This window comes from Kangiella sp. TOML190 (genome assembly GCF_023706045.1).
GTDB lineage: Bacteria > Pseudomonadota > Gammaproteobacteria > Enterobacterales > Kangiellaceae > Kangiella.
In genome coordinates this window covers 2,386,329-2,413,194 of record NZ_BQYL01000001.1, presented here as the reverse complement: position 1 = coordinate 2,413,194, position 26,866 = coordinate 2,386,329, and the positions used below count along the sequence as shown (strand labels likewise).

Sequence of the window (26,866 nt, the reverse complement as noted above, 5' to 3'; positions counted from 1 at the left end):
ATGAGCCAGCAAGATAGCCTTTTTAACGAGTCCAATGTTTATATTCCTCTGGCCGATCGAATGCGGCCAAACTCGCTTGAGGGCTATGTAGGCCAGAAGCATTTGCTGGACGAGGGTAAACCGCTACGTCAGGCAATTGACTCAAAGCGTCCTTTTTCTTTAATCTTCTGGGGGCCGCCAGGAACCGGCAAAACCACCTTGGCTCGACTGATTGCACATAATTCTAATGCCCATTTTATTACCATTTCTGCGGTGCTTGCTGGGGTTAAAGATATTCGTGCGGCGGTAGAAGAGGCTAAGCAATACCAATCGCAAGGCAAGCAAACCATTTTATTCGTTGATGAAGTGCATCGTTTTAATAAAGCTCAGCAGGATGCTTTTTTGCCATTTGTGGAAGATGGTACTGTAACTTTTATTGGCGCGACTACCGAAAATCCATCTTTTGAATTGAACAATGCTTTACTTTCGCGGGCTCGAGTGTTTGTGTTGAAAGACTTATCTTTTGACGCTTTGTCTGAGTTGATAGAGCATGCCTTGTCCGATAAAGAAAAGGGCTTGGGTGAATATAAGCTAGCCATTGATGAGCCTTGCAAAGCGATGTTAATTGAGGCGGCCGATGGTGATGGTCGGCGCTTGTTAAATTTTCTGGAAATTGCTGGCGAATTGGCTATGGCTAAAGACAGCCAGGAAGATAACTCTTGGCTTATCGATGAGCAAGTTTTAGAGGAGACTTTAACCCAATCATTGCGTCGCTTTGATAAGGGCGGTGAACATTTTTACGATCAAATTTCCGCTTTACATAAGTCAGTGCGCGGTTCAAATCCTGATGCGGCCTTGTACTGGTTTTGTCGGATGCTTGATGGTGGGGTTGATCCTTTGTATGTAGCGCGGCGAGTGGTGCGGATGGCTAGCGAAGATATTGGAAATGCCGATCCGCGGGGTTTGAGCGTTGCTCTAAACGCATGGGATGTGCAGGAGCGATTGGGCAGTCCAGAAGGTGAGCTCGCCATTGCCCAAGCTTTGACCTATTTAGCCTGCGCGGCTAAAAGCAATGCGGTATATACGGGTTATAAAGCAGCTATGGCGGATGTTAAGTCGGATCCCTCTTATGAAGTGCCATTGCATATTCGTAATGCGCCGACTAAATTGATGAAAGAATTGGATTATGGCGCTGAATATCGATACGACCATAACGAGCCACAAGCTCATGCGGCTGGACAAACCTATTTCCCAGAAGACAAAGGCGAACAGCAGTATTATCAGCCTGTGAATAGAGGATTAGAAAAGAAAATTGGCGAGAAGTTAAACTGGATCCGTAATCGTAATCGTAATCGAAATAAGGGACGCTCATAATGTGGGGACTAGTGGCATCAATTGGCATTGGCGGGGCGTTAGGCGCTTTAACCCGATTCCAGATTAAAGACTGGTCTTTGGCCAAGTTTGGTGATGAAGTCTATTGGGGCACTTTAATTGCCAATATGGTTGGTTGTTTTATCGCTGGGTTTTTATTAACTTTTTGGCAAGAGTCGAATATCTCAATCAATTTAAAACAGGGTGTAATGATTGGCTTTTTAGGCGCCTTGACCACCTTCTCTACCTTTTCGATCGAGGCGCTACTTCTCTTTCAGCATCAACAATACCAAAAAGCCTTGCTGTATATCGCTTCAAACCTGCTGATTTGTCTATTTATGGTCTTTGTTGGTGCTTGGCTTGGTGGTAGAATAGCCAGCTAAATTTTGACCAAGGCTGCGTTATCAAGCGAGCCGATTACGGATAAAGTGACCCAAATCTCATGTTAGATCCCAAGTTATTAAGAACTGATATTGATGCTGTGGCCGCCAACTTAGCCAAACGAGGCTTTGAATTGGACGTTGCGGCTTATAGCAAGCTTGAAGAAGAGCGCAAGCAGATCCAGGTAGAAACTCAAGAATTACAAAATCTGCGTAACTCCAGTTCGAAATCCATCGGTCAAGCCAAAGCGCGTGGCGAAGATATCCAGCCTTTACTGGACAAGGTTGCGGACTTAGGCGCTAAGCTGGACGCGGCAAAAGCGCGTCAAACCCAAGTGATGGCGCAACTTGATGAAATTCATTATGGACTGCCAAACCTACTCGATGAGTCGGTTCCTCAAGGCAAAGATGAGAACGACAATGTCGAAGTTCGCCGCTGGGGTACGCCGCGAGAATTTGATTTTGAGATTAAAGATCACGTGGAAGTGGGTGAAAATTTAGGTGGCTTGGATTTTGCCAATGCTGCGAAAATTGCTGCCAGCCGCTTTATTATCAAAAAGGGCATGCTGGCGAAACTACACCGCGCTTTGATTCAGTTTATGCTGGATTTGCATACCCAAGAGCACGGTTATGAAGAATTGTATGTGCCTTATATGGTCAATGCGGAGTCTTTGACTGGCACTGGGCAGTTGCCGAAATTCGAAGAAGATTTATTTAAAGCGCAAGGCAAAAATCAAGATGACCGACCTTTGTATTTGATCCCCACGGCTGAAGTCCCTGTGACCAACATAGTGCGCGATGAAATTTTAGAAGCCGATGCATTGCCGCTGCAGTTTACTGCCCATACCCCTTGCTTTAGAAGCGAAGCTGGCTCTTATGGACGCGATGTGCGTGGCTTGATCCGGATGCATCAGTTTGAAAAAGTTGAGTTGGTACATATCACCAAGTCAGCAGATTCAATGGCTGCCTTGGAAGCGTTAATTGGTCATGCGGAAAAGGTGTTGCAATTATTGGAGCTACCGTATCGAGTGGTTAACCTTTGTTCTGGCGATATTGGTTTTGGCGCTACCAAAACGTACGACATTGAAGTGTGGCTGCCCAGCCAAGAGACTTACCGTGAGATTTCCTCATGCAGTAATACCAATGATTTCCAAGCGCGGCGAATGCAAGCCCGCTGGCGTAATCCTGAAACCGGTAAACCTGAGTTAGTACATACCTTAAATGGCTCTGGCTTAGCGGTTGGCCGTACTTTAGTGGCCATTTTAGAAAACTATCAGCAAGCCGACGGCACTATTGAAATTCCGCAAGTGCTAAAGAAATATTTCTAAAGTTTATCGTTTAGGGATAAAGAGGCTTGATCTCAACTGCCGGAACTTTCAGAATGGGGTAAGTTTAAATATTAAGCAATATTTATGGTTACCTTATTCTTTCCAAAGTTCCTATCCGCGCTACTATTGAGCTGCTTATTGATAGCCTGTGCTGATGAACAGTTAGTTTCTAAGCAAACGTCTGAAGAGGTCCTGCAAAAGACAGTCGCAAAGAAGCCTAAAACTACCAACACCTATGATTTAAGTCTTAACCAAAGCCTAACTCTGGATGACGTTAAGCTTGAATTTATGCAGTTAGCCAATGACTCGCGCTGTGCCAAAGGTACGGAATGTGTTTGGGCGGGCAATGCGCAGGTTATTTTACTTGCCTCAAATAAGGACTCGGCACAAACGTTAATGTTAAATACTAATGGCGAAGAAGGGTATCCCCGTAGTGCAACCTTTTCAGGTTTTGAAATTAAGTTATTGGATCTAACACCTTATCCAGCGGTCAATGTTAAGATTGATCCATCGCAGAGAGTGGCAAAACTAGCGATAAAAAAAGCACCAGCGGTTTCTGATGCGGTAATTATTGACGTGCGCAGTGCAGAGGAGTATCAGGCAGGCCATTATCCTAGTGCTATCAATTTACAGCATACTGATATTGAGAACACCATTAGCAGTTTGAACTTACCTACAGATACTGAAATTATCGTTTATTGCCGCAGTGGTCGCCGTTCAGGGATTGCTAAGGAAACTTTAGAAAAGCTTGGCTACAGTAAAGTTACTAATGGAATCAATCAAGACAAGTTGCATCAAAAGTTTGGAACTTCGGTAAACGATCAATAGGAGACAAGGATGGGTAAAGCACTTGGCATTGGTGGTGTGTTTTTCAAAGCAAAAGATAGGGATAAACTGGGTAGTTGGTATAAAGATACCTTAGGGTTTGAGCTGGAACCGACTTATGGCGGCTCCAGTTTTAAGCACGAACAAGCACCAGCTGGAGCTTGTACGGTCTGGGGGCCTTTTAAAGAGGATACCGATTATTTCGAGCCTTCGACCAAGGGTTTTATGTTCAATCTTATTGTTGATGATCTTGAGGCTTGTCTGGAGCAGGTTAAAGCCAATGGTGGTGAGATAGTTGCTGAGCCCTGCGAAGAGTCCTATGGCAAGTTTGCTTGGTTTCTCGATCCAGAAGGTAATAAAGTCGAACTGTGGCAAATTCTTAATGAAGGGAAATTCGAGTAAGGTTTACACAGTTGCTATCCGCGCCACCTTTTCGGTATAGTGCGATTGAAAAATAATCAAAATTAAATATCTAATAATCGAGACAATCATGAAAAAAGTTCTTATATTCTTGGGGTTAGTGCTCTTCTCTTTAAGTATCTCTGCGGAAAAAATTCCAGTAGAAACACTTTTTAAATTTTCCGATATAACTGCTTTAAAAATATCACCTGACGGCGAACACTTGGCTGCGCGAGTTGAGTCCGAAGGCAAAAAAAAATTGGTAGTACTAAACTTGCAGAAAATGCAAATTATCCAAAGTTTTGATTTCACAAAAGATAAGCAGGAAGTTGGTGATTTCGGCTGGTTAAATAACGAAAGAGTGTATGCCTCTATGGTAGTTAGAGTAGGGCCTCTTGCTGTTCCTAGATCTGCCGGAGTGTTATTTGCTGCGAATATTGATGGTAAGCGCAAAGCAAAATTAGTTAATGGCTCTTACTATAGATTCCTAAATATGCTGCCTGAAGATGACGATTACATTTTGGTTGCAATGTATAACTCTCGTGGTTTTCAAGCAGCCTATAAAATGAACGTCTATAAGGGCTCAACAAGAAGGGTCGAAACAGCGCCTGATAAATTTAGCTCTCTTCACGCTGATAACGCCGGTTTGATTCGAGCTGCTACTGGCTTTGATAGTGATGATGAAAAATACCGAGTCTATTTGAAGGCTAGCAAAGAAGACGACTGGGCTTTATTTAAGGAATATGACGAAAAGAAAATTGGTTTCAGGCTTTTAGATATTGATACTAAAAGCAATGCATTAATAGCTGAGCTTTCGGGAGAAGATGCTAAGCGTGGTGTTTATAAGATAGATATTGATACCGCTAATCAAACCATGGTTCTGCCACTGGCCGGTGATTCGGCTATCATCAGCGGTATTGACAATAACCAACATATCAACGGTCAATTGATTGGCATTCAGAGAATGCCAGGCTATCTTGAAACGGAATTTTTTGATAATAAACATATTTTGGCTAAAGTACATCGCTCGTTAAAGAATTCCTTTAAAGGTCAAGAAATTAGCTTTCTAAACTCAACGGCAGATGGTAAAACCATAGTGGTCAACGTCTGGAGTGGTAAAAATCCTGGAAGTTATTATTTATTCGATCTGAATAACTTTAAACTAAAGTTTTTATTGAATTCACAGCCTTGGATTAAAAGAGAGCTGATGGCTTCAATGAAGCCAATAAAATTTAAGGCGCGCGATGGTTTAGAAATTAGAGGTTACTTGACCCTACCAGAGGGTAGAAGTAAGAATTTACCCATGGTTGTGTTGGTGCATGGTGGGCCATACGGTATTCAAGATACTTGGGGTTTTGATGTCGAGGCACAGTTTTTAGCCAATCGAGGTTATGCAGTTTTACAACTAAATTATCGTGGTTCTGGCGGAAGAAGTTCCGATTTTGAGTATGATGCCCATATGCAAATGGGCAAGGAAATGCAGGATGATTTAACGGATGGGACTCTTTGGGCTATAGAACAAGGTTATGCTAATAAAGATAAGATATGTATCTATGGCGCAAGTTATGGCGGCTATGCTGCTTTGATGGGTGTGATTCGTGAGCCTGACCTTTACCAGTGCTCCATTGGCTATGTAGGAGTTTATGATATAGAGGAATGGAAAAATGCTGATACATGGCGTTTTGAAGGAGGTAGGAAATTTGTGAAAGAGGCTTGGGGCATTGATGACCCACAGTTCGTTAAAGAGCGCTCTGCTGTTCATAACGCTGACAAGATTAAAGTCCCTGTCTTTTTAATACATGGTGGTAAAGATCCTCGTGTTCCGGTGGGTAACTACCATAGCTTGATAAGTGAATTCAAGAAACATGATATTAAGTATGAAACCTTATTGGAAACTTACGAAGGTCATGGTTTTGAGGACTTTGATAACATTGTGAATTTGTATAGGAGAATAGAGATTTTTCTAAACAAGCATATAGGACAATAACTCTGCAAGCCTCTTCTACAGAGGCTTTTTTATAGACTGCTAATCTAAAGCATAGGATTAGCTTTTTGTGATAAGCGTATACTTACAACCTTTAGTAATGAGAGCTTTAGGCTGCATTTTGGTAATTACATAATTCACCCTTGTAGCTTCGGTATGGACAAGGCATAATTTCAACTCTTTTAATAATACCGTATTTTCTATGCTCACTGTTGTTTCTCCTGCCAAAACTTTAGACTTTGAAACGCCTGCTAAATCATCTATTAGTACTACTCCTGATTTTCTTGAGGACTCGCAACAGCTTATTCAGCAGCTAAAAAAATTTAAAGTGCAAGATATCGTAGATTTGATGGGCGTTTCGGAGAAAATCGCACAGCTTAATGTTGAGCGTTTTAATCAATGGCAACAACCCTTTACTTCGGATAATGCTAAGCAAGCAGTGCTGGCCTTTAAGGGTGATGTTTACACAGGGCTTGATGCCGAAACCATGAAAGCCAACGATTTCAAGTTTGCGCAGAAACACTTACGAATTTTATCGGGTTTATATGGCTTGTTGCGGCCGATGGATTTAATGCAGCCATATCGTTTGGAAATGGGCAAAAAGCTAGAAACTAAACGGGGCAAGAATTTGTATCAGTTTTGGGGCGAGCAAATTACTGAGGCTCTAAATCAGCAACTGAAAGCGCTCAAATCGGACCTGTTGGTCAATCTAGCGTCTAATGAGTATTTTAAATCGGTCAAACCTAAATTATTAAACGCGCAAGTGTTAACGCCAGCCTTTAAAGACTATAAGAATGGCGATTATAAGATGATCAGTTTTTTCGCTAAAAAGGCGCGTGGCAGCCTTAGTCGTTACATTATCGATAACCGAATTACCGATCCAGAAGATTTAAAATCGTTTAATCTTGATGGTTATAAATTTAATCAGAAGTTTAGTAAAGATAACTCCTGGGTGTTTACCCGCAAGCAGTAACTAGTCCATTTCTGAAATAACTTGAGCTATCGCCTGAGTCAGCTTGGTTAGTTGCTCGGGCTTTATAATATAGGGTGGCATAATGTAAATCAGCTTGCCAAAAGGGCGGATCCATACGCCGAGCTCTACAAATTTTGGCACTATCCAATTAAAATCAACCGGCTGCTTCATTTCCACCACGCCAATGGCACCTTTAACTCGAACCTCGTGCACCTGTTTATGGGCTTGTATGGGAGTCAGTTGTTGTTTGAGTTGCTCTTCGATAGCAGCCACTTGTCGCTGCCAGTTATTAACCTGCAACAATTCTAAAGAAGCGTTAGCAACCGCGCAGGCCAGTGGGTTAGCCATGAAAGTCGGGCCATGCATTAGAACTCCGCCAGCTTTGCCTTCTTGGCTATCAGCGTGGATGCCCGCCACCACTTTCTGGTTGGCTAGGGTTGCTGCTAAGGTCATGTAACCACCAGTTAGCGCCTTGCCAAGACAAAGGATATCAGGGGTTGCTTGCGCCGCTTGATAAGCAAATAGAGAGCCAGTACGACCAAATCCTGTAGCAATCTCGTCGAAGATCAACAAGAGTTCATACTGATTGCAAAGTTGACGTAACTGACGCAAATATTCGGCATGATAAAACTTCATGCCGCCAGCACCTTGGACTAGCGGCTCAATAATGATTGCGGCGATAGATTGATGGTGCTGTTCAATTTGAGCTTTAATTGAATCCATATACTCAGGACGCCATGCAATATCATCGCCATAGACAGGGATCTCGGCAAATAGTTGTTCCGCTAGAATTCCTTGGAACATTGAGTGCATACTATTTTCGGGATCAGTGACGCTCATAGCGGCAAAGGTATCGCCGTGATAGCCGTGACGAACGGTCAGTAATTGGTGTTTTTTAGGGCGATCTTGAGCAAACCAATACTGGATGGCCATTTTAATGGCCACTTCGACACTGACCGAGCCTGAGTCCGAGAAAAATACTCGAGCAAAATCTTGCTTAGCGTGACTACTGGTTAATGATAGCAATTGCTCGGCAAGCTTTATGGCCGGCTCATGGGTTAAGCTGCCAAACATCACATGACTGACTTTGTCGATTTGAGCTTTGGCTGCCTGATTCAGGCTAGGATGATTATATCCATGAATGACCGCCCACCAAGAAGACATACCATCAATAAGACTAGTTCCATCAGCCAGATGCAGTTCGACTCCGCAAGCGGAGTCGACTAGAAATAAAGGATTATCGGTAGCAGTGTTAGTATAGGGATGCCAGATATTTTGGTAATCGGCAGCCAATAGCTTGTTCATTTATTTGACGCGTCTCACTTTAATACGTCGATTGATATCTGCAAACTCAAGGAAATAAGAACCCATAAAGCCTTTTGAGATAACTACTTCAGGGTTTTTTGCTTTGTGTCTTAATTTGCGACTCTCAATCACTTGCCAGGTTTGGCCGTTGCTTAATTGTATTTTATCGCCTTTAGCAAGGTAGTCGAACTCACCCACGATTGAGGTTGTCATAGAGTCAGCTTTATCTTCTGAACGAATGCGTTCAGCGCCAAAATCATCTTGCGAGGAAGGGGTGGCTAAAGGTGTTGCGCCGTCACTCTTGCTGTGACCAAAAATGCTATCATAGCAGGCTAGTCTAGCGATATCGTTTTGCGTATCGATACACTCTTGCAAAGTTTTCTCCGCCATTGCCATAGGCGATGTTATTAGCGCTATAAAAAGGATCAAATAAGCTTTCATGGATAATTCTTGATAAGGGATATGATTTTCAGTAATCTACTAACAATAAAGATTTAAGGCAAGAATAATATGATCAAATTAATGCTGGTAGATGACCATGACCTAGTTAGAATGGGGCTCGGGCGAATACTAGCTGATCAAGATGGAATTGAAGTTGTTGCTGAAGCTGAAACTGGCGAAGAAGCGCTTAAAAAACAACGACAACTTAAGCCTACGGTCGTTTTGATGGACGCTAATATGCCTGGAATTGGCGGTCTTGAAGCCACTCGGCGGATGCTACGCTTTGACCCTGACGTAAAAGTCATTGCCTTGACCGCGCACATTTCTGAGCCTTATCCCAGCCAGTTTCTCAATGCTGGAGCCATGGGCTATATCACCAAGGGTGGTGATATAAACGAAATGGTCAAGGCCATAAGAGCGGTAAGCCATGGCAAGGTTTTCCTTGCACCAGAAGTTGCGCAAGAAATGGCTTTATCCCAATTCAAAAATAAAGATGACAATCCTTTCAATCAACTTTCTGAACGTGAAATGCAGGTCATGCTGATGATTACTCGTGGCGAAAAAGTTCAGGATATTTCTGATAAATTGCACTTAAGTCCAAAGACCGTAAACAGTTACCGCTATCGCCTTTTCGAGAAGTTGAGTGTTGAAAATGATGTGGGGCTGACTCACTTAGCCTTAAGATATAAAGTTATCGAACCGCAAACCTGATATTCGGTCAGCTATGACTGATACAGTTCCCAAAGATAAGCCAAAAATTAAAACCATTCTGCAGCATTTAAGCACCAAACCTGGTGTTTATAGGATGCTCGATTCCAGTGATAACATTATATATGTCGGTAAAGCGAAAAATTTATCGAATCGAGTCAAAAGCTATTTTGTTAAAAGTCATAGTTCGCCTAAAACGCAGTTAATGGTGACCTTGATAGAAGATATTGTAACCACGGTTTGCGAAACCGAAACGGAAGCTCTGTTACTGGAAAACAACCTTATCAAAAAGCATCGTCCACGGTTTAATGTCGTATTTCGTGACGATAAATCCTACCCTTATATCTTTCTATCGAAAGAAGATTACCCCAAGCTGGTCTACCATCGAGGAGCAAAAAAACAATACGGTGATTACTTTGGGCCTTTTCCCAGCGCTACTGCAGTCAGACAGAGCTTGTCGCTAATGCAAAAAACCTTTCAAGTTCGTCAGTGCGAAGACAGTTATTTCAAAAACCGCTCTCGACCTTGCTTGCAGTATCAAATCAAACGCTGCACAGCGCCTTGCGTGGGTTACATCTCTAAAAAGGACTACGCCAAAGACATCAACAGTATTCGTCAGTTCTATCAAGGCAAAAGCGAATCGGTTATCAATAGCCTGCAAAAACGGATGGAGTCTGCAGCCATGGATTTAGATTATGAAGAGGCTGCTCGTTATCGAGATCAGATACAAAATTTACGCCATGTCATTCAAAAACAATCCATCAGCGGCAGCAGTGCCGATTTGGATGCGGTTGCGCTGGAATATGCTGCTGGTACGGCTTGCGTGCTAGTTCTGTTTATACGTCAGGGAATGGTCGTCGGTAATAAAGCTTTCTATCCGAAAGTTCCCAAAGACACCGAACTTGCTGAGGTGTTAGAAACGTTTGTTCGCCAGTACTATTTATCTGGAGCCGAAATTCCTAAAACTGTGTTGTTGCCAGAAACTTCGCCCGAGTTTGCGTTGATCGGTGAAGCGGTTGATGTTTCTTTCAATAAAAAAGTTAATTTTAAAAGGCCAGTTCGTGGTCAAACTAAAGACTGGCTAGAATTTGCGCAAAAAAACGCATTGCACTCTTTACGCGCAAAATTAAACAGCAAATCTAACATTTATCAGCGGTTACTAGCGCTACAAAAAGCACTGGATTTGGATAAGCTGCCAAAGCATCTGGAGTGTTTCGACATCAGTCATACCCAAGGACAGCAAACCGTCGCTTCATGCGTGGTGTTTGATGACAATGGGCCTAAGAAAGCGGCTTACCGCATTTTTAATATTTCAGGGATCACCGGTGGCGATGATTATGCAGCGATGCGCCAAGCCTTGCAGCGTCGATACAAAAGGATTCTGGATGAAGATGCTGCGATGCCCGATTTGGTGATCATTGATGGCGGCAAAGGACAGTTGACCCATGCTGAAGAGGTATTTAATGAATTAAATATCAATACCAGTCGATTGTTAGGAGTTTCCAAAGGTGCCGATCGTAAAGTTGGCATGGAGCTATTATGGCTGGTCGGTGAGCATCAACCGATTCAACTAAGCGAATCCAATCAAGGCTTGCACTTAATTCAGCACATTCGTGACGAAGCGCACCGTTTTGCCATTACCAAACATCGACAGCAACGTAAAAAGTCTTCAACCAAGTCTTTACTCGAAGAAATTCCCGGTGTCGGCGCTAAACGACGCCAAAGCCTACTCAATCATTTTGGTGGCTGGCAAGAAATTGAAAAAGCTAGCACCAAGGACATTGCTAAAGCACCAGGGATCAGTTTGGCAATTGCGCAAAAAATTTATGATTATTTACATGGATAGCTTTATATTAAGAAACAATGAGTTAGAATAACTTTGTCTAACAATTATCACTTGGGGTGACAGCAGTGTGGAATCTGCCAAATATTTTAACAGCATTTAGAATCGCTTTAGTGCCGTTGTTTGTGTTGTTTTTTTATATTGATACGGTAGCTGCTCGCTGGATTACCTTATCTATCTTCTGCGTTGCTTCTGCTACTGACTTTTTTGACGGTTTTTTAGCACGCCGTCTTAATATCGAATCGCCCTTCGGCGCTTTTTTAGATCCGGTTGCTGATAAGCTAATGGTTGCTATCACCTTGATTTTGCTAGTTGAACGAGAAGCGACGGTATGGCTTGCCATTCCGGCGATGGTGATTATTGGCCGTGAAATCACCGTTTCAGCGCTACGCGAATGGATGGCTGAAATGGGCAGTAGGGCAGTGGTACAGGTCTCATGGGTTGGCAAAATTAAAACCGTTTGTCAGCTCTTTGCGATCTTTTTATTGCTGCTTTCTTCGCCGGATATTTTTAACGTTCCCAAAAGTATTGGTTACCTCTTTATGTGGATCGCAGCGCTCCTGACGCTATGGTCAATGTATAACTATTTACGGGCTGCATGGCCTCACTTGACAAGCGAAAATAAAGACGGATAATAATGAATCCTTATCGCTAGCACCTCGTTAGAAGCCCTAACTGACTGATTTTTCGGCAGTTTGTTTGAGTCCTAACCAGCGGTAAAAAAAGTGCTAAAAAATTTACTCTTTTGTGTTGACACAATTGGATTTCGAAGTAAAATGCACGCCACAACGACGCGAGAATAGCTCAGCTGGTAGAGCACAACCTTGCCAAGGTTGGGGTCGGGAGTTCGAACCTCCTTTCTCGCTCCAAATTCAAAACCTCGGTGCATTACCGAGGTTTTTTATATCAGCGCTTCGTCAGAAGCACCATAGCTGACAAGAAAGTTGAATTAAGGCTGAGTGGTAGAGTGGCTATACAGCGGATTGCAAATCCGTGGACGTCGGTTCGACTCCGGCCTCAGCCTCCACTTTATCAAGCTGATATAGCCAGTCATCTGCTGCCCAGGTGGCGAAATTGGTAGACGCAGGGGACTTAAAATCCCCCGGTGGCAACACCGTGACGGTTCGAGTCCGTCCCTGGGCACCATCTTATTCTCTGTCGGCATCCATTGCCGTCCAGAAATAAACATAAAAACAACACCTTAACTGCTTAATCTGTCCAAGTTGGTCCAATTGTGTCCACTGGAATCCTTCTCTAATTGGTGCTACATTTGGTGCTACATTAATTCAATTGAGAAAATATAGCACCAAAATGCCTCTTACGGACATTAAGGTTAAAGGAATAAAACCACAAGGCAAAGATCAATGGTTCTCGGATGAGAGAGGTCTCAGGCTGCTTGTTAAGCCCAATGGTTCAAAATATTGGCGCTTAAAATATCGCTTTTCTGGAAAACAAAAAACCTTGGCTTTAGGTGTTTACCCAACAATTACTTTAAAAATGGCTAGGGAACTTACACTAGATGCTAAGCGCCTGATAGCTAAGGGTGTTGATCCTAGTCTTCAAAAGAAAGAGCAAAAGCTTAAACTTAAATTTGATGAAACCAATTCATTCTCTCAGCTAGCAAAAGAGTGGTGGGATAAAAGTAGAGAAGAATGGTCAGAAGGTCATGCAAATAAGTTATGGCGAAGACTCAAATTAAATTCCTTTTCTTCAATAGGCCATTTGCCCGTCGATCAAATAACTCCTCAAGATATTATTCAAATCGTTAAGAAGATTGAAAAACGTGATGCTCTAGATGTCGCACGAAAGGTTTTGCAAGATATTAGTCGGGTCTGTCGCTATGCTGTACAAATGGGTCGCTTAACAGTAAACCCAGCATCTGACCTAACCGATATAATCAAAACTAGGAAACTATCTCATCGCCCATCTTTGCCGCGAGAAGAGTTACCTCGATTTTTAAAAGACTTAGAGCAATATCATCTAATTGGTCGAAAACTCACTCAACTAGCCATCAAACTGCTTGTTCTAACTTTTGTTCGACCTGGAGAGCTAAGAGGAGCGCTTTGGAGCGAGTTCGATTTTGATGAGATGCTTTGGCGAATCCCTGGAGAAAGGATGAAAATGAGTACTGAACACCTGGTCCCATTATCACGGCAATCAATATCTGTTTTAAATGAAATCAAAGTTATCACCGGCCAGCACAAATTAGTTTTCCCTTCTGAAAGAAGACGCATTGATCCAATGTCTGATAACACTATGCGCAAAGCTATATTCTCAATGGGTTATGACGGCAAAAATAAAGGCAAAAGCAAAGCTACTCCGCATGGGTTTAGGGCTACTGCTTCATCAATCTTGAATGAAGAAGGATTTAACTCTGATGCAATAGAGAGGCAGCTGTCGCACTTAGAAAGAAACTCGGTTAGAGCTGCGTATACGCATCATGCTAAATATCTCGATGAAAGAAGGGAAATGATGCAGTGGTGGGCTGATTATTTATACAAGGAGTGATTTATGCCAACTAAGAAGGATGTAGAGTTTGATCAGAAAGCTTGGAAAGAGGTTTCCGAAATTAGGAAGGAACTTTTAAAAAGTAATTTCCAGCAGGACCTTAAACTGGAAGAGCATTGGAATCACTTGATGCAAATGTATAAAGGTGATGATTATATGGGAGACTTTATTGACAGAGAAGTGGAAGGTTTCAGGCATCCAATACAATCATACATGGACTACATATTTAACGGTTATTATCCTCCTCCCGAACTTTTGATGTGGATTTATAACAAATTGTTGGACTACTACTCTGCATCTGGCCAGCTTGAATTGGAGTATGCATTTTTTGGGAAAAGAACTCAAAATTCTGGTAACGATGCTAAAAGAGATTTCTTCCATAGATTGTACCAAGACTTTCATCATCACATGATTATGAGGAAGCAGAATTCGCGAAAGCCTAAGCGAGAACTTACCCAAGTAAAATTAGCTGAAGACTTCTTCGAGTTAAATAAACCATTTTTAAACTATTTCCCTGATTATGATTCTTTTTTAAGGCAGTACAGGCGTTGGAAAAAGTTATATTCGGACAATTAAAGCATTTTTCAGTCCTCGATTTGGTCAAAAGTATGTAGATAATAGGGTGTTAGTAATCCAATGAGGAGCTAACATGACCAATCAAAACCAAGCAGTAGACTTACCATCAACGGGCCTTTTGCGCCTACCTCAAGTTTTAGCATTAATACCAGTTAGTAGAAGTACTTGGTGGCATGGAGTCAAAACAGGCCGTTTCCCAGCATCGGTAAAAATAGGGCCTAATACAACCGCATGGCGTGCGGAAGATATTCGAGAATTATTAGAAAGCTTTTCTAAGTAAGTTCTATGAATATTGCTCTCAGAGATCTAATTAATGAAGGTTTCTCTGTTTCTGTAGAAAATGGAAGACTAGTAATTATGGATCCTTTAGGCAAAAAACCGGATTTCAGCAAGGAGCAAAAATGGGAGTTAACTCTTCAAGTAGTAAAGCTATTAAATTCAGATGCATATCTCTATGAAAGTTTTAGTCGAGACGCATATCGTTCAGGAAAATCACCTGGTATTCGTATTAAATATAATTCTGTTTTAACTAATAAAGAAGCAGTAGCTTTTTATAATGCTGAAATTCATAGAGCTAAGAATACAGTTCACGGAAAAGCAGGTGAAAGGCTTCCAGGCAAACAGTTTAGAGTTCGTAAAAATCATGATTTTTATAAACTTTGGGTAAAATTAGATCTCAAGCTTCCGCCAAGATTATCTTCTTTTCACGATTATATGGGAAAACTCAAAGAGGTATTAATAGTTGGTCAAACTAAGAAAACAGGCGTAGGTATTAAAATTAGAAATAAAACTATCAAAGCGCTGGAGATAACTAATAAAGAGATTGTAACTGCTTTAGAAAGAGATAGTTACCCGGACAAGGACCAGACATTGTCCATACAACTAACAAACAACAGCCATACAAACAATCCAGACAAGGATTTACAAAAATTGTATGAAAATCAATGTTTTAAGTCAGAGCTCAGTGCGTGTGTTGAAAACCACGATATAAGTAATCAAGAGGGGGAGTTAGTAAGAGACAAGGATTGTAATTCTCTTAATGATGATAAAGCTTTAGATGACAGCTTTATTGATGACTTCATAGCAGATCATTGTTGGTAAATTTGACTATTAATTTCGGGTAAAAAATTATGGGTGGAATAGGTAGCGGAAATCACATAAGACTAAACCGTAAAACAACCACAGTGGAAGTTAAGCAAATTAGCGTTTATTTCATGAATCAGCAGGGCTACTTGAAAGAAGGTTATAAGGGAAAACTATCGTGGTCCTCAAATGGTCGCTCTATTGGAAGTATAAACTTTAAAGTATTAGATAGCTTTATTCATTTCAGTTACTCATATCGAGTTCATGGAGACGATTGGAAGGACTACAGCATTAATGTCAGATTAACTACTACCAGCTGTCATTATGGAAGTTCACGATATTGGTTTATCTGTCCATCATGTAGGAAAAGGGTTGGTATTTTATACCTTGAAAATATATCTCCTAGCTGTAGATGCTGCTCAGATATAGTTTATATATCCAAAAACAGCTCAGATATAGACCAGTTAAACAGTAAAATTAGCAAGCTGTCGGAGCGTATCTTTGAGGCCCAAGGTAAAAGTTATATCAAGACTAAAAAGAAGGGAATGCACTGGAATACTTATTATCGCTTACTTGATGATCTAAAGACTCTAAAAGCAGCACGAGATAAGCTTATATCGGACCTGCTTGGACTGGAATATTGAATGGTTTATGACTATTATGGAGCTGGTACTAAGTATAAATACGAGCAACACTGCCACCAAAATCAAAAAATATTCAAGAACGATGATGTCTTTAAAAAGGTGTTGGTGCTTTTGTAAGCTAAATTATAAAGAATAGAGCTCTTGAATATCTTATATCAGGTTATTGTAAGAGGGAGCTATGTCTTTTTAAACATGAGAAATATAAAATTAAAAAAGGATGATTTATGGGGGAAGACTTCATTAAACCGCGTTGGGTACGTGATTTAATTAGATTTACGCCACTCAAAAGCCAATTTGTTCTTTCTGGAAATGTACGAGATTTTCAAATTAGAGATGTGAAAGGTGGAAATTGTGCTTGGTACTCTTTAGAAGATTTCCTTGCTCTTGAATTTCAATCGCTAGGATATGAAGCAACAATTTTCTTTGACCCTGTTAAAGGATTTAAATTTCCTACAGTCCTAAATATAGATTCTGAGGTACAGAAGCGGATTGCATCTAAATTTTCATTTTCTATTAATGGGAACGAAATACCTCGAATAGAAGATTTTTCTCGAGTACTTGATGAAATCGCTCTGGCAGAAGGCGAACCATTGGCACTAGTTGCTAATTTTTCCTCACAACTGATCGTTCAACCTGATGGATTAAGTAAGATAGAGCATGATGCATTTAGCCGTGCTTTTGTGGCGTCACAACGTGCGAGAGTAAAGCCTGCCGGTAGCCCCCCCAGGCCTTTTTATAACACTATTATTTGGGTAGTGGATAAAGAGGGCGACCTACCTGACTGGATGATAGTTGATAATCCGAAAATCAGAAGTATTCCAATTAGTAAACCAGACAATAAGACTAGGAGAGCGTTTATTCCTGGCTTGTTAAGATCTTTATCGGATTTTCGAACACTTGATGAAGATTCCAAATCTAAAGCTATTATGCATTTCACAGAGCAGACTGATAGCTTTTTATTGCTAGATTTATTTGCTGTCATAGAGCTGGCTCGTTCTGAAAAAATTGCAAGCACTGAAATAAGTGACGCAATTAGACGTTATAAAGTTGGTGTAACCGAAGACCCTTGGAAACAAATAAATCGTGATAGTGTAAAGAATGGTCAAAAATATATTCAAACTCGAGTTAAAGGACAAGATCATGCTATTACTCATCTATTGGATATAGTTAAGCGAGCGATTACAGGAGTTGGCTCTTCAAAAAGAGGGGGGAAGGCCAAGGGGAGTAGTATTTTTAGCAGGTCCAACAGGGGTTGGTAAAACAGAGTTGGCGAAAACAGTGACTAGTCTTCTTTTCGGTGATGAAAATGCTTACGTTCGCTTTGATATGTCTGAGTTTAGTGCAGAGCATTCTGACCAAAGACTTATAGGAGCACCGCCTGGGTATGTTGGATATGATGTGGGTGGTGAGTTAACAAACGCGGTTAGAGAGAAACCGTTTAGTGTTGTGTTATTCGATGAAATTGAAAAGGCTCACCCAAGAATATTAGACAAGTTTTTACAGATTTTGGATGATGGCATACTTACTTCCGGCCGTGGTGACAAAGTCTATTTTTCAGAGACATTTATCATATTTACTTCAAACTTGGGTATTTTTAAACTCGAATCAGATGGAAGTCGAGTGCCCAACGTTACACAGGACGATGACTTTCCAAAAGTACAAAGTGCTGTAAAAAATGAGATTGAAAATCACTTCAAATTAATTCTAAATAGGCCGGAAATTTTAAATAGAATTGGTGAGAATGTGATAGTTTTTGATTTTATTAGGAAAAATGTTGGAGAAGAAATATTTGAGTCAATGATGGACTCTATAATATCTGCTCTAATGGAAAATCAAAAAATAGACTTAAGTTTGAATGAAGCTGTAAAAAATAAGCTTAAAGAAGCATGCATAAAGGATTTATCTCATGGTGGTAGAGGGATCCGGAATATGATTGAAGCTAACTTTGTCAACCCGCTGTCACGGGCACTTTTTGATATGGATGCCTCGGCTAATGACAAATTTAAAATATCAGATTTTGTTATTGTGGACTCAACTTCAGTAGTAAAACTAGAAAAGTTCTAACCATATGGAAATCGCTATCTCTCGCATTCATTACCCTGTCTTTTCTATGGGGCCAGGTAAGAGAGTAGGGATTTGGTTCCAGGGATGCTCGATTAAATGTGTAGGGTGCATCTCTGTTGACACTTGGGCTGAAAATAAACATAGCGTGGATATAAACCAGGTTATTAATTTGTTAAATGAGTGGTTGCCAAACTCTGATGGTCTCACTATCTCTGGTGGAGAACCATTCGATCAAGTCGAGCAGTTAAAAACTATTTTGTCATCGGCTCGAAAACATAAGCAAATAGATACATTAGTTTACTCTGGGTATGAGTATGAAAAGTTGAAAAGTAATTTAAAGAACTTTGATGGTCTTATTGATGCTCTTATTTCGGGACCGTTTGATATATCTCAAACTCAATCCTTGAACCTTCGCGGAAGTGATAATCAAGAGCTTATTCCACTCACTAGAAAAGGTGAGGATTTAGTTAGTGCAATCAATGGTTCGGGGTTCAATGCTAGTTCTAGTCCTTCTATTGATTTGATGTATGAGGGTAACACGGCATGGATGGCAGGAGTGCCAAATCAAGTTGACATCAATAGCCTGATAGAAATACTTAAAATTAACAATGTTGATGGTGTCTCAACTATGGATAAACGTATAAATAAAGATAAAGAATATGAGTGAGCTTATTCGAAAGTGCCCTAGCTGTAGTTCTGAGCGTTCGTTAAATGAAACTTACTGTGAAAACTTAGTAGATGATAACGAGTGCAGGTGGCCGCTCATAAACGTATTACCTTCTTCCCCGCTGACTGAACTAGAAATATCCGAAGAATTACTAGACGAGATTACTCCGCCGATAGTTAACTATTGCATAAATGGACATGAAGTCGCAGATGGCGATTTAATATGCTTTGCGTGCGGTTCAGAAGTTGTTAGCCCAGATAGTGAGCAAACTCCAGCATCAAGTTCTGATTTAGTTGGTCAAGAGATTGATGAATGGGTAATAGAAAGTGTTCTTAATAGCAGACCTGAATCTGAAGATAGCTTCATGGTTCGACAGGGTGAAAGTGAAAGAAAGGCTTTCCTAATCTTATATAAAGAAGAGCACGAACCTGATCAATCTATATACCAAGTCATGGAGACTATGGACATTGATCATATTCCAGAATTGATAACGACTGGTCGGTGGCAGTCGAGACCATATGAAATACATGAATGGCTAGAGGGTGGGGCTTTAGCAGAAGTCGGGTATATAGGTTATGAAAATGAAGCCGTCATTAGCGAAATAATTCGAGAATTAACTAAGGCACTGTTGGATTTTTCGAAAGTTGGTTTGAGACATCGCGATTTAAACCCTCATAGTATTCTGATTAGAGAAAAAACTCCTTTAGATCTAGTCGTAACTGACTTTGGTTCAGCTAGATTATCTGATTTTGACTTAGATGTTGCTTCTCCGTTAGAGCTGACACGTTACTCTGCGCCCGAAGCTATTGTAGGTGCAATCAGTGCCGCCTCTGATTGGTGGAGCCTGGGAATGATAGTGCTTGAGCAGGTGACCAATGGTGAATGCTTTCAGGATATCAACGAAAAAGCATTCTTAATCCATGTTGTAACAAGAGGTATAGACATATCAGAAGATATTCAACCTTCTATTAGAAATTTACTGTGCGGATTACTAGCGCGAGATCCCAATGAACGATGGAAGTGGGAACAAGTAAACCGTTGGTTAAATGGAGAGCATGTAGAGTTACCTAGAGAAAGGCTAGAGGCTTCTAGTGCTAATTTAACTAATTCATTACAGTTGGGTAATGAAGCATATTTCTCTCCAGATAAGTTTTCCTTAGCTGCATCCGAGTCGAGCCACTGGGATGAAGGACTACAGTTATTACAAAATGGATCTTTAGAAACATGGTTGCGAGAGAGTGAGTTTCAAGAAGAAAGACTAGGCACTCTTAGGAGAGTTATTGGTTTTGAGAGTTTAGATGAGGATATACGTTTTTCGTTAACTTTAATGATCCTGAACGATGCTCTTCCGATGGTATTGAAAGGAGAAATAATTACTCCAGCTTGGCTAACTCAAAATGCAGAATATGCAAACTTATTGGTATTTGGAGAAGTCCCGAAATTTTTAGAAAGTATATCCCGCGAGCCATGGCTTTCCAATTTAAAGCATAGAGCAGAACGAGTATTAAATCGGGCTAAAATGCTTGAAATACAACTGGACGAGTTTTTATATCAAAGCCATGCAATTATAACATCTAGAGCTAAATTGGAAGTTGAGGAATCACTGCTTCGCCAGTCATATCCTGACAGTGATCATGCGGGCTTAGCGTCGTTATTACATAGAAAAAGATTAAATGAAGAAGACTTATTAGTACTGCTGTGTGCAAGGCGAAATCAATTTACACCTCTCACTATGGTTTTAGAACGCTCGAAAGCACTAGCAGAAAAATATGATATCGCTAGTTTTGATGGTGATAAATCGATTAAGTTGTTAACTATGCCTAGAGCAGAAATTCATCATTTAGTTGACGATAGGATCGCTGATTTTTCGAGGTGTGGTATTGAAAGAATTGATGATTGGGCAGATACATACAGAATAGAGCGCCGTTTGCCCTTGCCTAGAATAATTGTTCTACTATCAGTAGACGAAAAACTATGGACGAAGCCCGAAAAACAGCAATATAAAGAAAATATTATTAAATTTTATGAGAAACGTGTCGTCAACTCTGTGCTTAGAGGGCCCCTAGTTCGTCTTACTATTGGTAAAACAAGCGCAAAAATAGATTTGACAGAGCTAGGGACAGAACTAAGAAGTTCTGACAGCATCTTAAGTCACATTCTTGATAGAAGTGGCATTCCCACTTCGATTGATCCTGAAAGGTTCGCTGACAACATAGTTTTACAACAGAGAATCCGGAGGCTTATTAATCAATCGATTTCGTATCGACGCGAAACAGGCATAGATAGTTTATTTCTAGGTTTCCCCTTTCTACTTATGAAAAGCACAGCAAGCCCAAGCGCTAGACCGAGAATTATACCTATTCTTTTATGGCCTATATGTATGGACTTTCATAGCAGTGGAAACAATGTTTGCAATATTTCTTTTGACAAGGAAAGAGAAGAAGTTCGTCTGAATCCTGCTTTGGAAGGGCTTCTAGGTACAAAAGAGTTTAATAAATTTATTGAGCTAAAAAATGAAGTGCTGGGGCGTTCTAACGTAAGAGCTCGTGATGTTGTTGAAGTGTTTAGTAGTACTGCAAAAGTATTAAACTTCGAAATTTCAACTCATCCATCTATTAGTTATGAGATGAATGCTGGAAGTATGTTTATCGAGTGTTCAGCCGTCTTATTCAATGCCAAATTTGTGGGCCAAGCAATAAGTGAAGATTTACGTCAGCTAAAAAAATTACCGATTGAAAACACTGCACTAGACCCATTGATAAAAATGAGCAGTATAGTTTCTTCTGAAGCAGCATCCCTGTCGCAGCTTAACAACGATAAGTTTTCTGTTGTGCCCTCTGACCCTTCTCAAGACTCAGCAATTAATTTGGCGCGGAAAAAGTGTGGTGTTGTTATAGAGGGACCTCCAGGTACTGGGAAAAGTCAGACAATTGTAAACATTATTGCAGATTGTGTAGGCCGTGGAGAGTCTGTTTTGGTAGTTTGTCAAAAGCAAGCGGCTTTAAATGTTGTTCGAAAAAGACTTGAGGCAGAAAATTTGGCCCAAAGAATTTGCGGCGTAATTGATATCAACAGGGACAGGCAACCTGTTATAAAAACTATCCGTGAGCAAATTGAACAATTCTTTGGGCCAGGTCAAAAAGATATAGCTAAAACTAAAAATCAGAGAGTTAGTGTAGTAAGACAGCTCGAAAATTTAGAAAATGATATTAATAAATTACATGATTCGATTTATCAATATGATGAAAGGTTAGAGCGGACTTATAGGGATATCATTTGCGAATTAATAGCAGTAGAAGATGAAAGCCCTGATATCATCCCCGTGCCTGAATTGAGAGGTATGCTTAGCGGCTACACTTCCTTGGAATCCAAGGAGCTTGAGAGAGTTTGTGTATCGCTATCAAATGATTGGCTGCATTCAGATTACGAAAATAGCCCGTTTAAAGGTATGAAACTATTTAGTGCCGATGAGTCAATTGTAAGTGAAATTCAGGGATGTGTTCAGAAAGTTTATGAACGAGAATCAGAAAGAGAGGCATTGATAAATAAGACCGCTAGCTCATTTGATGATGGGAAAGTCGATGGTTATAAAGAGTGGCAAACGATAGCGGATGATAAATTCAAAGTGTTAACTAATAATGATTTTGAAATCATAACGAAATGGAATGACTTGCTTTTTGGTTCTAACGACCCCGAATTAGGGCTTGCTAAAGAGCTACATCAAAACGCTACTGCTATTAAAAGTAAACTCCAGAATATTCAAAGCAGTGAACATACTCCTCTACTGTTTGATTTTATTCTGCAATTGGACAATAAAGAAATTGTCACAAATATCTCGCGATGTGAGGGAGTATTAAAACCAAAAGGTAAATTTTCTTTCGTTAATATCATCAGGATTTATAGACAGTTCAAGTTAAAGAAAATGCTTGAAGCTGTTGATGGTGTATTCAATAGTGAGCGTGTAGAGCCTTTAAGAGACGCTTTGGCCCTAGAATTAAAATTGCGGCCCTTAAGAAAAGCGCTAATAAATTTATCTAATACTTTAAATATTGAAGATAAATATTTGCCAGCTGCGGATCTATCCAGTATGAAAGTTAAGACTGATAAAGTGGTGGGTGATTTACGGACCTGCTTGAGTATTTCTAAGATTATATACAGCTGTCCAAGAAAAAAAGATGCTCTTGCATTTATAGAGAAACCTAGTAAGGATAGCTTTCGTGAATTTAGATTGAAGATGCTCTCGGCGATAAAGAGAGCCGAACAAAGACAAAAAAGTATAGGTGAGTTATCCATACTTTCCGAATGGTTTACCACGGAGTTAGTGGATAAGTTAAAGAAACGAGTATTAGTGAACAAGAAGAATTCGCCATTATTTGCAAAAATGAAGTCTTCTTTGAAAACACTTGTTCCATTTCAATCATTCCGCCTTAGAAGTCAAGAAACAGAAGTGGATGTGATTGCACTATTTGCAATTCTAAGGGGCAAAGGGCAACTATTAATGCGATCTGAGTCGTTAGAAAATGCTGTCTCACGGATAATTTATAAAGAAACATTGTTAGCTTGGAAAGGTAGCTTTGAAGAACAAAATCCTTTGGTTCTATCTGATGCTGAATCACTAGAAAGAGCGACGACTCAGCTTAACCTAGCAAATAAAGAATTAACAAATTTAAATAAAATGCTTTTAAGTCAGGAAATCTCTTATTCAGACTTAGGCAATAATTCAGATTGGGAATCAATTACTAGGCTTAGGGGTCCAAGAACTAAAAAGTTAAGGGAATTTATTGATTTAGGAAATGATATGGGTTTAATGAAGATTAGACCTGTTTGGCTGATGAATCCCGAAGTAGTTAGTCAGGTTTTACCCTTAAAGGCTGGTCTATTTGATGTTGTAATTTTTGATGAAGCCTCTCAAATGCTAGTAGATCATTCTATTCCATCTCTTTATCGTGCTAAACGAGTAGTAATAAGTGGCGATGAAAAACAAATGCCACCTAGTAGTTCATTCACAAGAAAGATAGATACGGATGAAGACGAAATTATTGAAGAGCTAGACGAAGATATGTCAGAAGCCGAAATTTCTGCGCTAGAGGAGGCCTGGAATAGAAAAGAGATAAAAGATTGTCCAGACTTACTTGCCTTGGGTCGCTCTGTATTGCCGTACACAACTCTTCAGATCCATTACCGCTCTGAATACAATGCGCTGATCGAATTTTCAAACTACGCATTTTACTCAGGAAAACTAAACGTCCCAGCGAAACACCCACTCGCTGAAATTAAAAAAGTAAAACCAGTGGAAGTGATTCATACTGGTGGCGTTTACATTGATCAAACTAACCCAAAAGAAGGTGAGAGGGTAATAGAGCTTCTTAAGGAAATATGGTTAAACGATAACCAAAATATTCCAAGCATAGGCGTGGTAACATTTAATATAAAACAAGCTGAATTGATTGAAGGAATGATTCAAATTGAAGCTTCCCAAAATGAAGAGTTTGCTCGAATGTATTTAGCTGAGCGAGATCGTATTCAAAATGGCGAAGATATGGGATTTTTTGTAAAGAATGTTGAGAATGTTCAAGGTGATGAGCGAGACTATATTTTATTTAGTACAACTTTTGGTTTAAACCAGCATGGTGCTTTCAGAAGAAATTTTGGTGCTCTAGGTCATAAGGGTGGAGAAAAACGACTAAATGTAGCTATTACTCGGGCTCGACACAAAGTTATAATTGTGACTTCTATGCCTATAGATAAGATATCAGATATGCAAACTTCTGGTAGATTACCCAACAAGCCTCGCGATTACATTCAAGCGTACCTAGACTATGCGGACAAAAAAAGTAAGGGTGAAATAGAGTTAGCTAAGGTTAGTGCTAAACAACTGACACAGCTTCAACCGACAGGTAAAGAAGTGAATTCAAGTGAGAATTTGTTTATTAAGTCTGTAGAAACATATGTAAAATCTCTAGGTTGTAAAGTTGTTCATGCAAATGATGGCGATGCATTTGGCTTAGATTTGGCTATAGAGAATCCGTCTACCGGTCTCTTTGAAATTGGAATTGAATGTGATGCACCGAGACATGAACTTCTTAAAACTGCAACGGCTAGAGAAATTTGGAGAAAGCAAGTTTTGCAGCGTTCGGTTCGACATATCCACAGAATAAGATGCAACCGTTGGTATAGAGAAAATGAGTCGGAAAAAGCAAAGCTCAAATCTTTGATAGAGCAAGCTTTTGCGCAATCTGAAATAGAACCTTTGGTGATAAAATCATGAGCGGACCAAAAGTAGTTAGAATAGTAACTGAGGAGGAAAAGCTAGCCATTTGCTCTTCGCAAATGGCTATGTTGACGTCTTCAATAGAGCAGCTACTATCTTGGTTAGAAAAGAAAGAAATGTTAACCACAGAAATTGAAGACTTATTTGTTGAAAAGATATCTAGATATCAAAAGATAGCGATTCCTGAGAATTACCGCACTATTCCAGCAAAAGTAGCTAAAGAAATTGAATTTATTAAGTCGGAAAAAAAACGATACGAAAATATTCTAGTTAAAAATAAGTCAAGTGAGCTTAGTAGAAAGCGAAACTTAGCAGAATCAATAAAAACGTTAAGATTTCTATATGAACAATCAAAAATTGACTATTCGGTCAAACTACCTAGCTACACTAAAATTAAGTTAATGAACGAAGCTGAAGTAATAGAGCTTGAGAAAACTGTTGCTTTAGAGTTTCGAAACCTTGCTAGTAAGCGCGATAATGCTATTGAGGGGAATAAGCTTACTGATGAACAAATGTCACTTATTGACAGGTTGAAATCTACTGATGAAATACAATTCATTAATATCTGGAAAAAAGAACAACTATTGAATAAGGAGTTAGAAGATAAAAAGTCTCGTCTTGACATACTTCTAGCAGAGATTGAAACAATAGAATGTGAACCAGAAAAAAAGACTCATTTTTTAAATCGAGCGAACTCTATATACGAAGAAGGCGCTGACAAGAGAAAATCTGTATTGATAGATTCTCTCGTTATTGACCTTGCTGCTTTTGTAAGGAACTCAATTGAGACGAACAAGTTAGTTGATAATTTGCATTTGCTTAAAGTGCAAGTCGAATCATTGGAAGAGGAGGGGCTTGCGCCTTTGTCTGTTCAAATTGATAAGGCAATAGAATCCTTAGATGTCACAGTGATGACAAATATGGAAGCACACGCTAATAACTTGGTACAAGCGGTAATGCAAAAGCAGGCATCTGAAAAAGGAAGAAAAGCATTGATTAAAGGGCTTCGATCATTAGGTTATTCGGTTAATGAACAAATGCAGACCGCATTGGTTGAAAATGGACAACTGGTAGTTAGAAAAAATAATTATTCTGATTATGGTGTGGAAGTAAGGGGGGTGGCAGATACTGGAAAACTTCAGGTCAGGCTTGTAAGTAACCTCCCCGAAAGAGAAAGGCGTAGGAGAGATGATATAGATGCGGAAGAAAAGTGGTGCTCAGACTTTTCTTTATTACGAAAGCAACTTTCTGAGAGTGGGATAGATTTAGACTTTCAAGTGGCCATGAAACCAGGGGAAAGTATAGTCAAGTTTTCTAAATATCTTGAGTCAATAATTTCTAGCGAGGAAAGCAGAGGAAATAGCAAGTTTAAAGAGCGAAGCCATGGTAAAGATTAAATTAACATGATTATATTGCGACACTGATAATTGTAATAATATCGAGTTTGGTGCTATATATGGTGCTATATAAATATATGGAATTAAATTTATAGGTTTATATCAATTACATATTGACTC

The 26,866-nt window shown here is 40.0% G+C and carries 19 protein-coding genes, 3 tRNA genes and 1 pseudogene; 21 read left to right on the top strand and 2 right to left on the bottom strand.

The annotated features are described in order from the left end of the window. The 7 genes from NFS34_RS11410 to yaaA all read left to right on the top strand — a co-directional run bounded on the left by NFS34_RS11410 (position 1) and on the right by yaaA (position 7,239). The gene (locus NFS34_RS11410; protein WP_251360199.1) at positions 1-1,353 is read left to right on the top strand and encodes a replication-associated recombination protein A; all 1,353 of its coding nucleotides are present in this window, start codon (positions 1-3) and stop codon (positions 1,351-1,353) included. Next, on the top strand, positions 1,353-1,733 hold the full coding sequence (crcB, locus tag NFS34_RS11405) for a fluoride efflux transporter CrcB (protein WP_251360198.1): 381 nt from the start codon (positions 1,353-1,355) through the stop codon (positions 1,731-1,733). The genes NFS34_RS11410 and crcB overlap by 1 nt, the downstream gene beginning before the upstream one ends. Before the next feature lie 59 nt (positions 1,734-1,792). After that, complete coding sequence (gene serS, locus NFS34_RS11400) at positions 1,793-3,058, top strand: serine--tRNA ligase (RefSeq protein ID WP_251360196.1); 1,266 nt, start codon at positions 1,793-1,795, stop codon at positions 3,056-3,058. Positions 3,059-3,142: 84 nt separating this feature from the next. Then, entirely contained in the window at positions 3,143-3,886 is a 744-nt protein-coding gene (locus NFS34_RS11395) for a rhodanese-like domain-containing protein (RefSeq protein WP_251360195.1), read from the top strand. A 9-nt stretch (positions 3,887-3,895) separates the two neighbouring features. Continuing rightward, positions 3,896-4,285: a VOC family protein gene (locus NFS34_RS11390; RefSeq protein WP_251360194.1), complete on the top strand. Its 390-nt coding sequence runs from the start codon at positions 3,896-3,898 to the stop codon at positions 4,283-4,285. An 88-nt stretch (positions 4,286-4,373) separates the two neighbouring features. Next, on the top strand, positions 4,374-6,269 hold the full coding sequence (locus tag NFS34_RS11385) for a S9 family peptidase (RefSeq protein ID WP_251360192.1): 1,896 nt from the start codon (positions 4,374-4,376) through the stop codon (positions 6,267-6,269). 199 nt (positions 6,270-6,468) lie between these two features. Further along, the gene (gene yaaA, locus NFS34_RS11380; protein WP_251360190.1) at positions 6,469-7,239 is read left to right on the top strand and encodes a peroxide stress protein YaaA; all 771 of its coding nucleotides are present in this window, start codon (positions 6,469-6,471) and stop codon (positions 7,237-7,239) included. On the opposite strand, the gene bioA is transcribed toward yaaA, so the two are convergent. Together bioA and NFS34_RS11370 are read right to left on the bottom strand one after the other, a co-directional pair. After that, a complete protein-coding gene (gene bioA, locus NFS34_RS11375; protein ID WP_251360189.1) occupies positions 7,240-8,544 on the bottom strand; it encodes an adenosylmethionine--8-amino-7-oxononanoate transaminase in 1,305 nt (434 codons plus the stop codon). It lies immediately after the preceding gene. Continuing rightward, on the bottom strand, positions 8,545-8,985 hold the full coding sequence (locus NFS34_RS11370; protein WP_251360188.1) for a hypothetical protein: 441 nt from the start codon (positions 8,983-8,985) through the stop codon (positions 8,545-8,547). Positions 8,986-9,054: 69 nt separating this feature from the next. Here NFS34_RS11370 and uvrY point away from each other — a divergent pair, with 69 nt between their 5' ends. The 14 genes and pseudogenes from uvrY (at position 9,055) to NFS34_RS11295 (ending at position 26,746) form a co-directional block, all read left to right on the top strand. Beyond that, on the top strand, positions 9,055-9,696 hold the full coding sequence (gene uvrY / locus NFS34_RS11365; protein WP_251360187.1) for a UvrY/SirA/GacA family response regulator transcription factor: 642 nt from the start codon (positions 9,055-9,057) through the stop codon (positions 9,694-9,696). A 13-nt stretch (positions 9,697-9,709) separates the two neighbouring features. After that, positions 9,710-11,539 carry an excinuclease ABC subunit UvrC gene (gene uvrC, locus NFS34_RS11360; protein ID WP_251360185.1) on the top strand — a complete coding sequence of 610 codons (1,830 nt, stop codon included), beginning with the start codon at positions 9,710-9,712 and terminating at the stop codon, positions 11,537-11,539. Positions 11,540-11,604: 65 nt separating this feature from the next. Next, the gene (gene pgsA / locus NFS34_RS11355; RefSeq protein WP_251360183.1) at positions 11,605-12,171 is read left to right on the top strand and encodes a CDP-diacylglycerol--glycerol-3-phosphate 3-phosphatidyltransferase; all 567 of its coding nucleotides are present in this window, start codon (positions 11,605-11,607) and stop codon (positions 12,169-12,171) included. A 158-nt stretch (positions 12,172-12,329) separates the two neighbouring features. Then, a tRNA-Gly gene (locus NFS34_RS11350) sits at positions 12,330-12,405 on the top strand. An 84-nt stretch (positions 12,406-12,489) separates the two neighbouring features. Then, positions 12,490-12,563: transfer RNA gene (locus NFS34_RS11345), tRNA-Cys, on the top strand. Between the two features lie 32 nt (positions 12,564-12,595). Further along, positions 12,596-12,682, top strand: a tRNA-Leu gene (locus NFS34_RS11340). A gap of 165 nt (positions 12,683-12,847) precedes the next feature. Continuing rightward, positions 12,848-14,044 carry a tyrosine-type recombinase/integrase gene (locus NFS34_RS11335; RefSeq protein WP_251360182.1) on the top strand — a complete coding sequence of 399 codons (1,197 nt, stop codon included), beginning with the start codon at positions 12,848-12,850 and terminating at the stop codon, positions 14,042-14,044. Between the two features lie 3 nt (positions 14,045-14,047). Further along, positions 14,048-14,620, top strand: a complete 573-nt coding sequence (locus NFS34_RS11330) for a hypothetical protein (protein WP_251360181.1) — start codon at positions 14,048-14,050, stop codon at positions 14,618-14,620. 73 nt (positions 14,621-14,693) lie between these two features. Beyond that, positions 14,694-14,900: an AlpA family transcriptional regulator gene (locus NFS34_RS11325; protein ID WP_251360179.1), complete on the top strand. Its 207-nt coding sequence runs from the start codon at positions 14,694-14,696 to the stop codon at positions 14,898-14,900. Positions 14,901-14,905: 5 nt separating this feature from the next. Next, positions 14,906-15,721 (top strand): hypothetical protein, encoded by an 816-nt coding sequence (locus NFS34_RS11320; protein WP_251360178.1) that lies wholly within the window; start codon positions 14,906-14,908, stop codon positions 15,719-15,721. 850 nt (positions 15,722-16,571) lie between these two features. Further along, a pseudogene (locus NFS34_RS11680) lies at positions 16,572-18,411 on the top strand (AAA family ATPase). 4 nt (positions 18,412-18,415) lie between these two features. Continuing rightward, positions 18,416-19,078 (top strand): 4Fe-4S single cluster domain-containing protein, encoded by a 663-nt coding sequence (locus NFS34_RS11305; protein ID WP_251360174.1) that lies wholly within the window; start codon positions 18,416-18,418, stop codon positions 19,076-19,078. Then, entirely contained in the window at positions 19,071-25,346 is a 6,276-nt protein-coding gene (locus tag NFS34_RS11300) for an AAA domain-containing protein (RefSeq protein ID WP_251360172.1), read from the top strand. Before NFS34_RS11305 ends, NFS34_RS11300 begins: the two co-directional genes overlap by 8 nt. Next, on the top strand, positions 25,343-26,746 hold the full coding sequence (locus tag NFS34_RS11295; protein WP_251360171.1) for a hypothetical protein: 1,404 nt from the start codon (positions 25,343-25,345) through the stop codon (positions 26,744-26,746). Before NFS34_RS11300 ends, NFS34_RS11295 begins: the two co-directional genes overlap by 4 nt. Positions 26,747-26,866: the final 120 nt, after the last annotated feature.

What these genes read in the sequence shown, in the direction of transcription:
- NFS34_RS11370 (WP_251360188.1), bottom strand. Translation starts at nt 8,985, where the DNA reads ATGAAAGCTTATTTGATCCTTTTTATAGCGCTAATAACATCGCCTATG.
- NFS34_RS11335 (WP_251360182.1), top strand. Translation starts at nt 12,848, where the DNA reads ATGCCTCTTACGGACATTAAGGTTAAAGGAATAAAACCACAAGGCAAA.
- uvrY (WP_251360187.1), top strand. Translation starts at nt 9,055, where the DNA reads ATGATCAAATTAATGCTGGTAGATGACCATGACCTAGTTAGAATGGGG.
- NFS34_RS11395 (WP_251360195.1), top strand. Translation starts at nt 3,143, where the DNA reads ATGGTTACCTTATTCTTTCCAAAGTTCCTATCCGCGCTACTATTGAGC.
- NFS34_RS11320 (WP_251360178.1), top strand. Translation starts at nt 14,906, where the DNA reads ATGAATATTGCTCTCAGAGATCTAATTAATGAAGGTTTCTCTGTTTCT.
- NFS34_RS11330 (WP_251360181.1), top strand. Translation starts at nt 14,048, where the DNA reads ATGCCAACTAAGAAGGATGTAGAGTTTGATCAGAAAGCTTGGAAAGAG.
- crcB (WP_251360198.1), top strand. Translation starts at nt 1,353, where the DNA reads ATGTGGGGACTAGTGGCATCAATTGGCATTGGCGGGGCGTTAGGCGCT.
- NFS34_RS11305 (WP_251360174.1), top strand. Translation starts at nt 18,416, where the DNA reads ATGGAAATCGCTATCTCTCGCATTCATTACCCTGTCTTTTCTATGGGG.
- NFS34_RS11390 (WP_251360194.1), top strand. Translation starts at nt 3,896, where the DNA reads ATGGGTAAAGCACTTGGCATTGGTGGTGTGTTTTTCAAAGCAAAAGAT.
- yaaA (WP_251360190.1), top strand. Translation starts at nt 6,469, where the DNA reads ATGCTCACTGTTGTTTCTCCTGCCAAAACTTTAGACTTTGAAACGCCT.
- serS (WP_251360196.1), top strand. Translation starts at nt 1,793, where the DNA reads ATGTTAGATCCCAAGTTATTAAGAACTGATATTGATGCTGTGGCCGCC.
- bioA (WP_251360189.1), bottom strand. Translation starts at nt 8,544, where the DNA reads ATGAACAAGCTATTGGCTGCCGATTACCAAAATATCTGGCATCCCTAT.
- uvrC (WP_251360185.1), top strand. Translation starts at nt 9,710, where the DNA reads ATGACTGATACAGTTCCCAAAGATAAGCCAAAAATTAAAACCATTCTG.
- NFS34_RS11295 (WP_251360171.1), top strand. Translation starts at nt 25,343, where the DNA reads ATGAGCGGACCAAAAGTAGTTAGAATAGTAACTGAGGAGGAAAAGCTA.
- NFS34_RS11300 (WP_251360172.1), top strand. Translation starts at nt 19,071, where the DNA reads ATGAGTGAGCTTATTCGAAAGTGCCCTAGCTGTAGTTCTGAGCGTTCG.
- NFS34_RS11325 (WP_251360179.1), top strand. Translation starts at nt 14,694, where the DNA reads ATGACCAATCAAAACCAAGCAGTAGACTTACCATCAACGGGCCTTTTG.
- NFS34_RS11385 (WP_251360192.1), top strand. Translation starts at nt 4,374, where the DNA reads ATGAAAAAAGTTCTTATATTCTTGGGGTTAGTGCTCTTCTCTTTAAGT.
- NFS34_RS11410 (WP_251360199.1), top strand. Translation starts at nt 1, where the DNA reads ATGAGCCAGCAAGATAGCCTTTTTAACGAGTCCAATGTTTATATTCCT.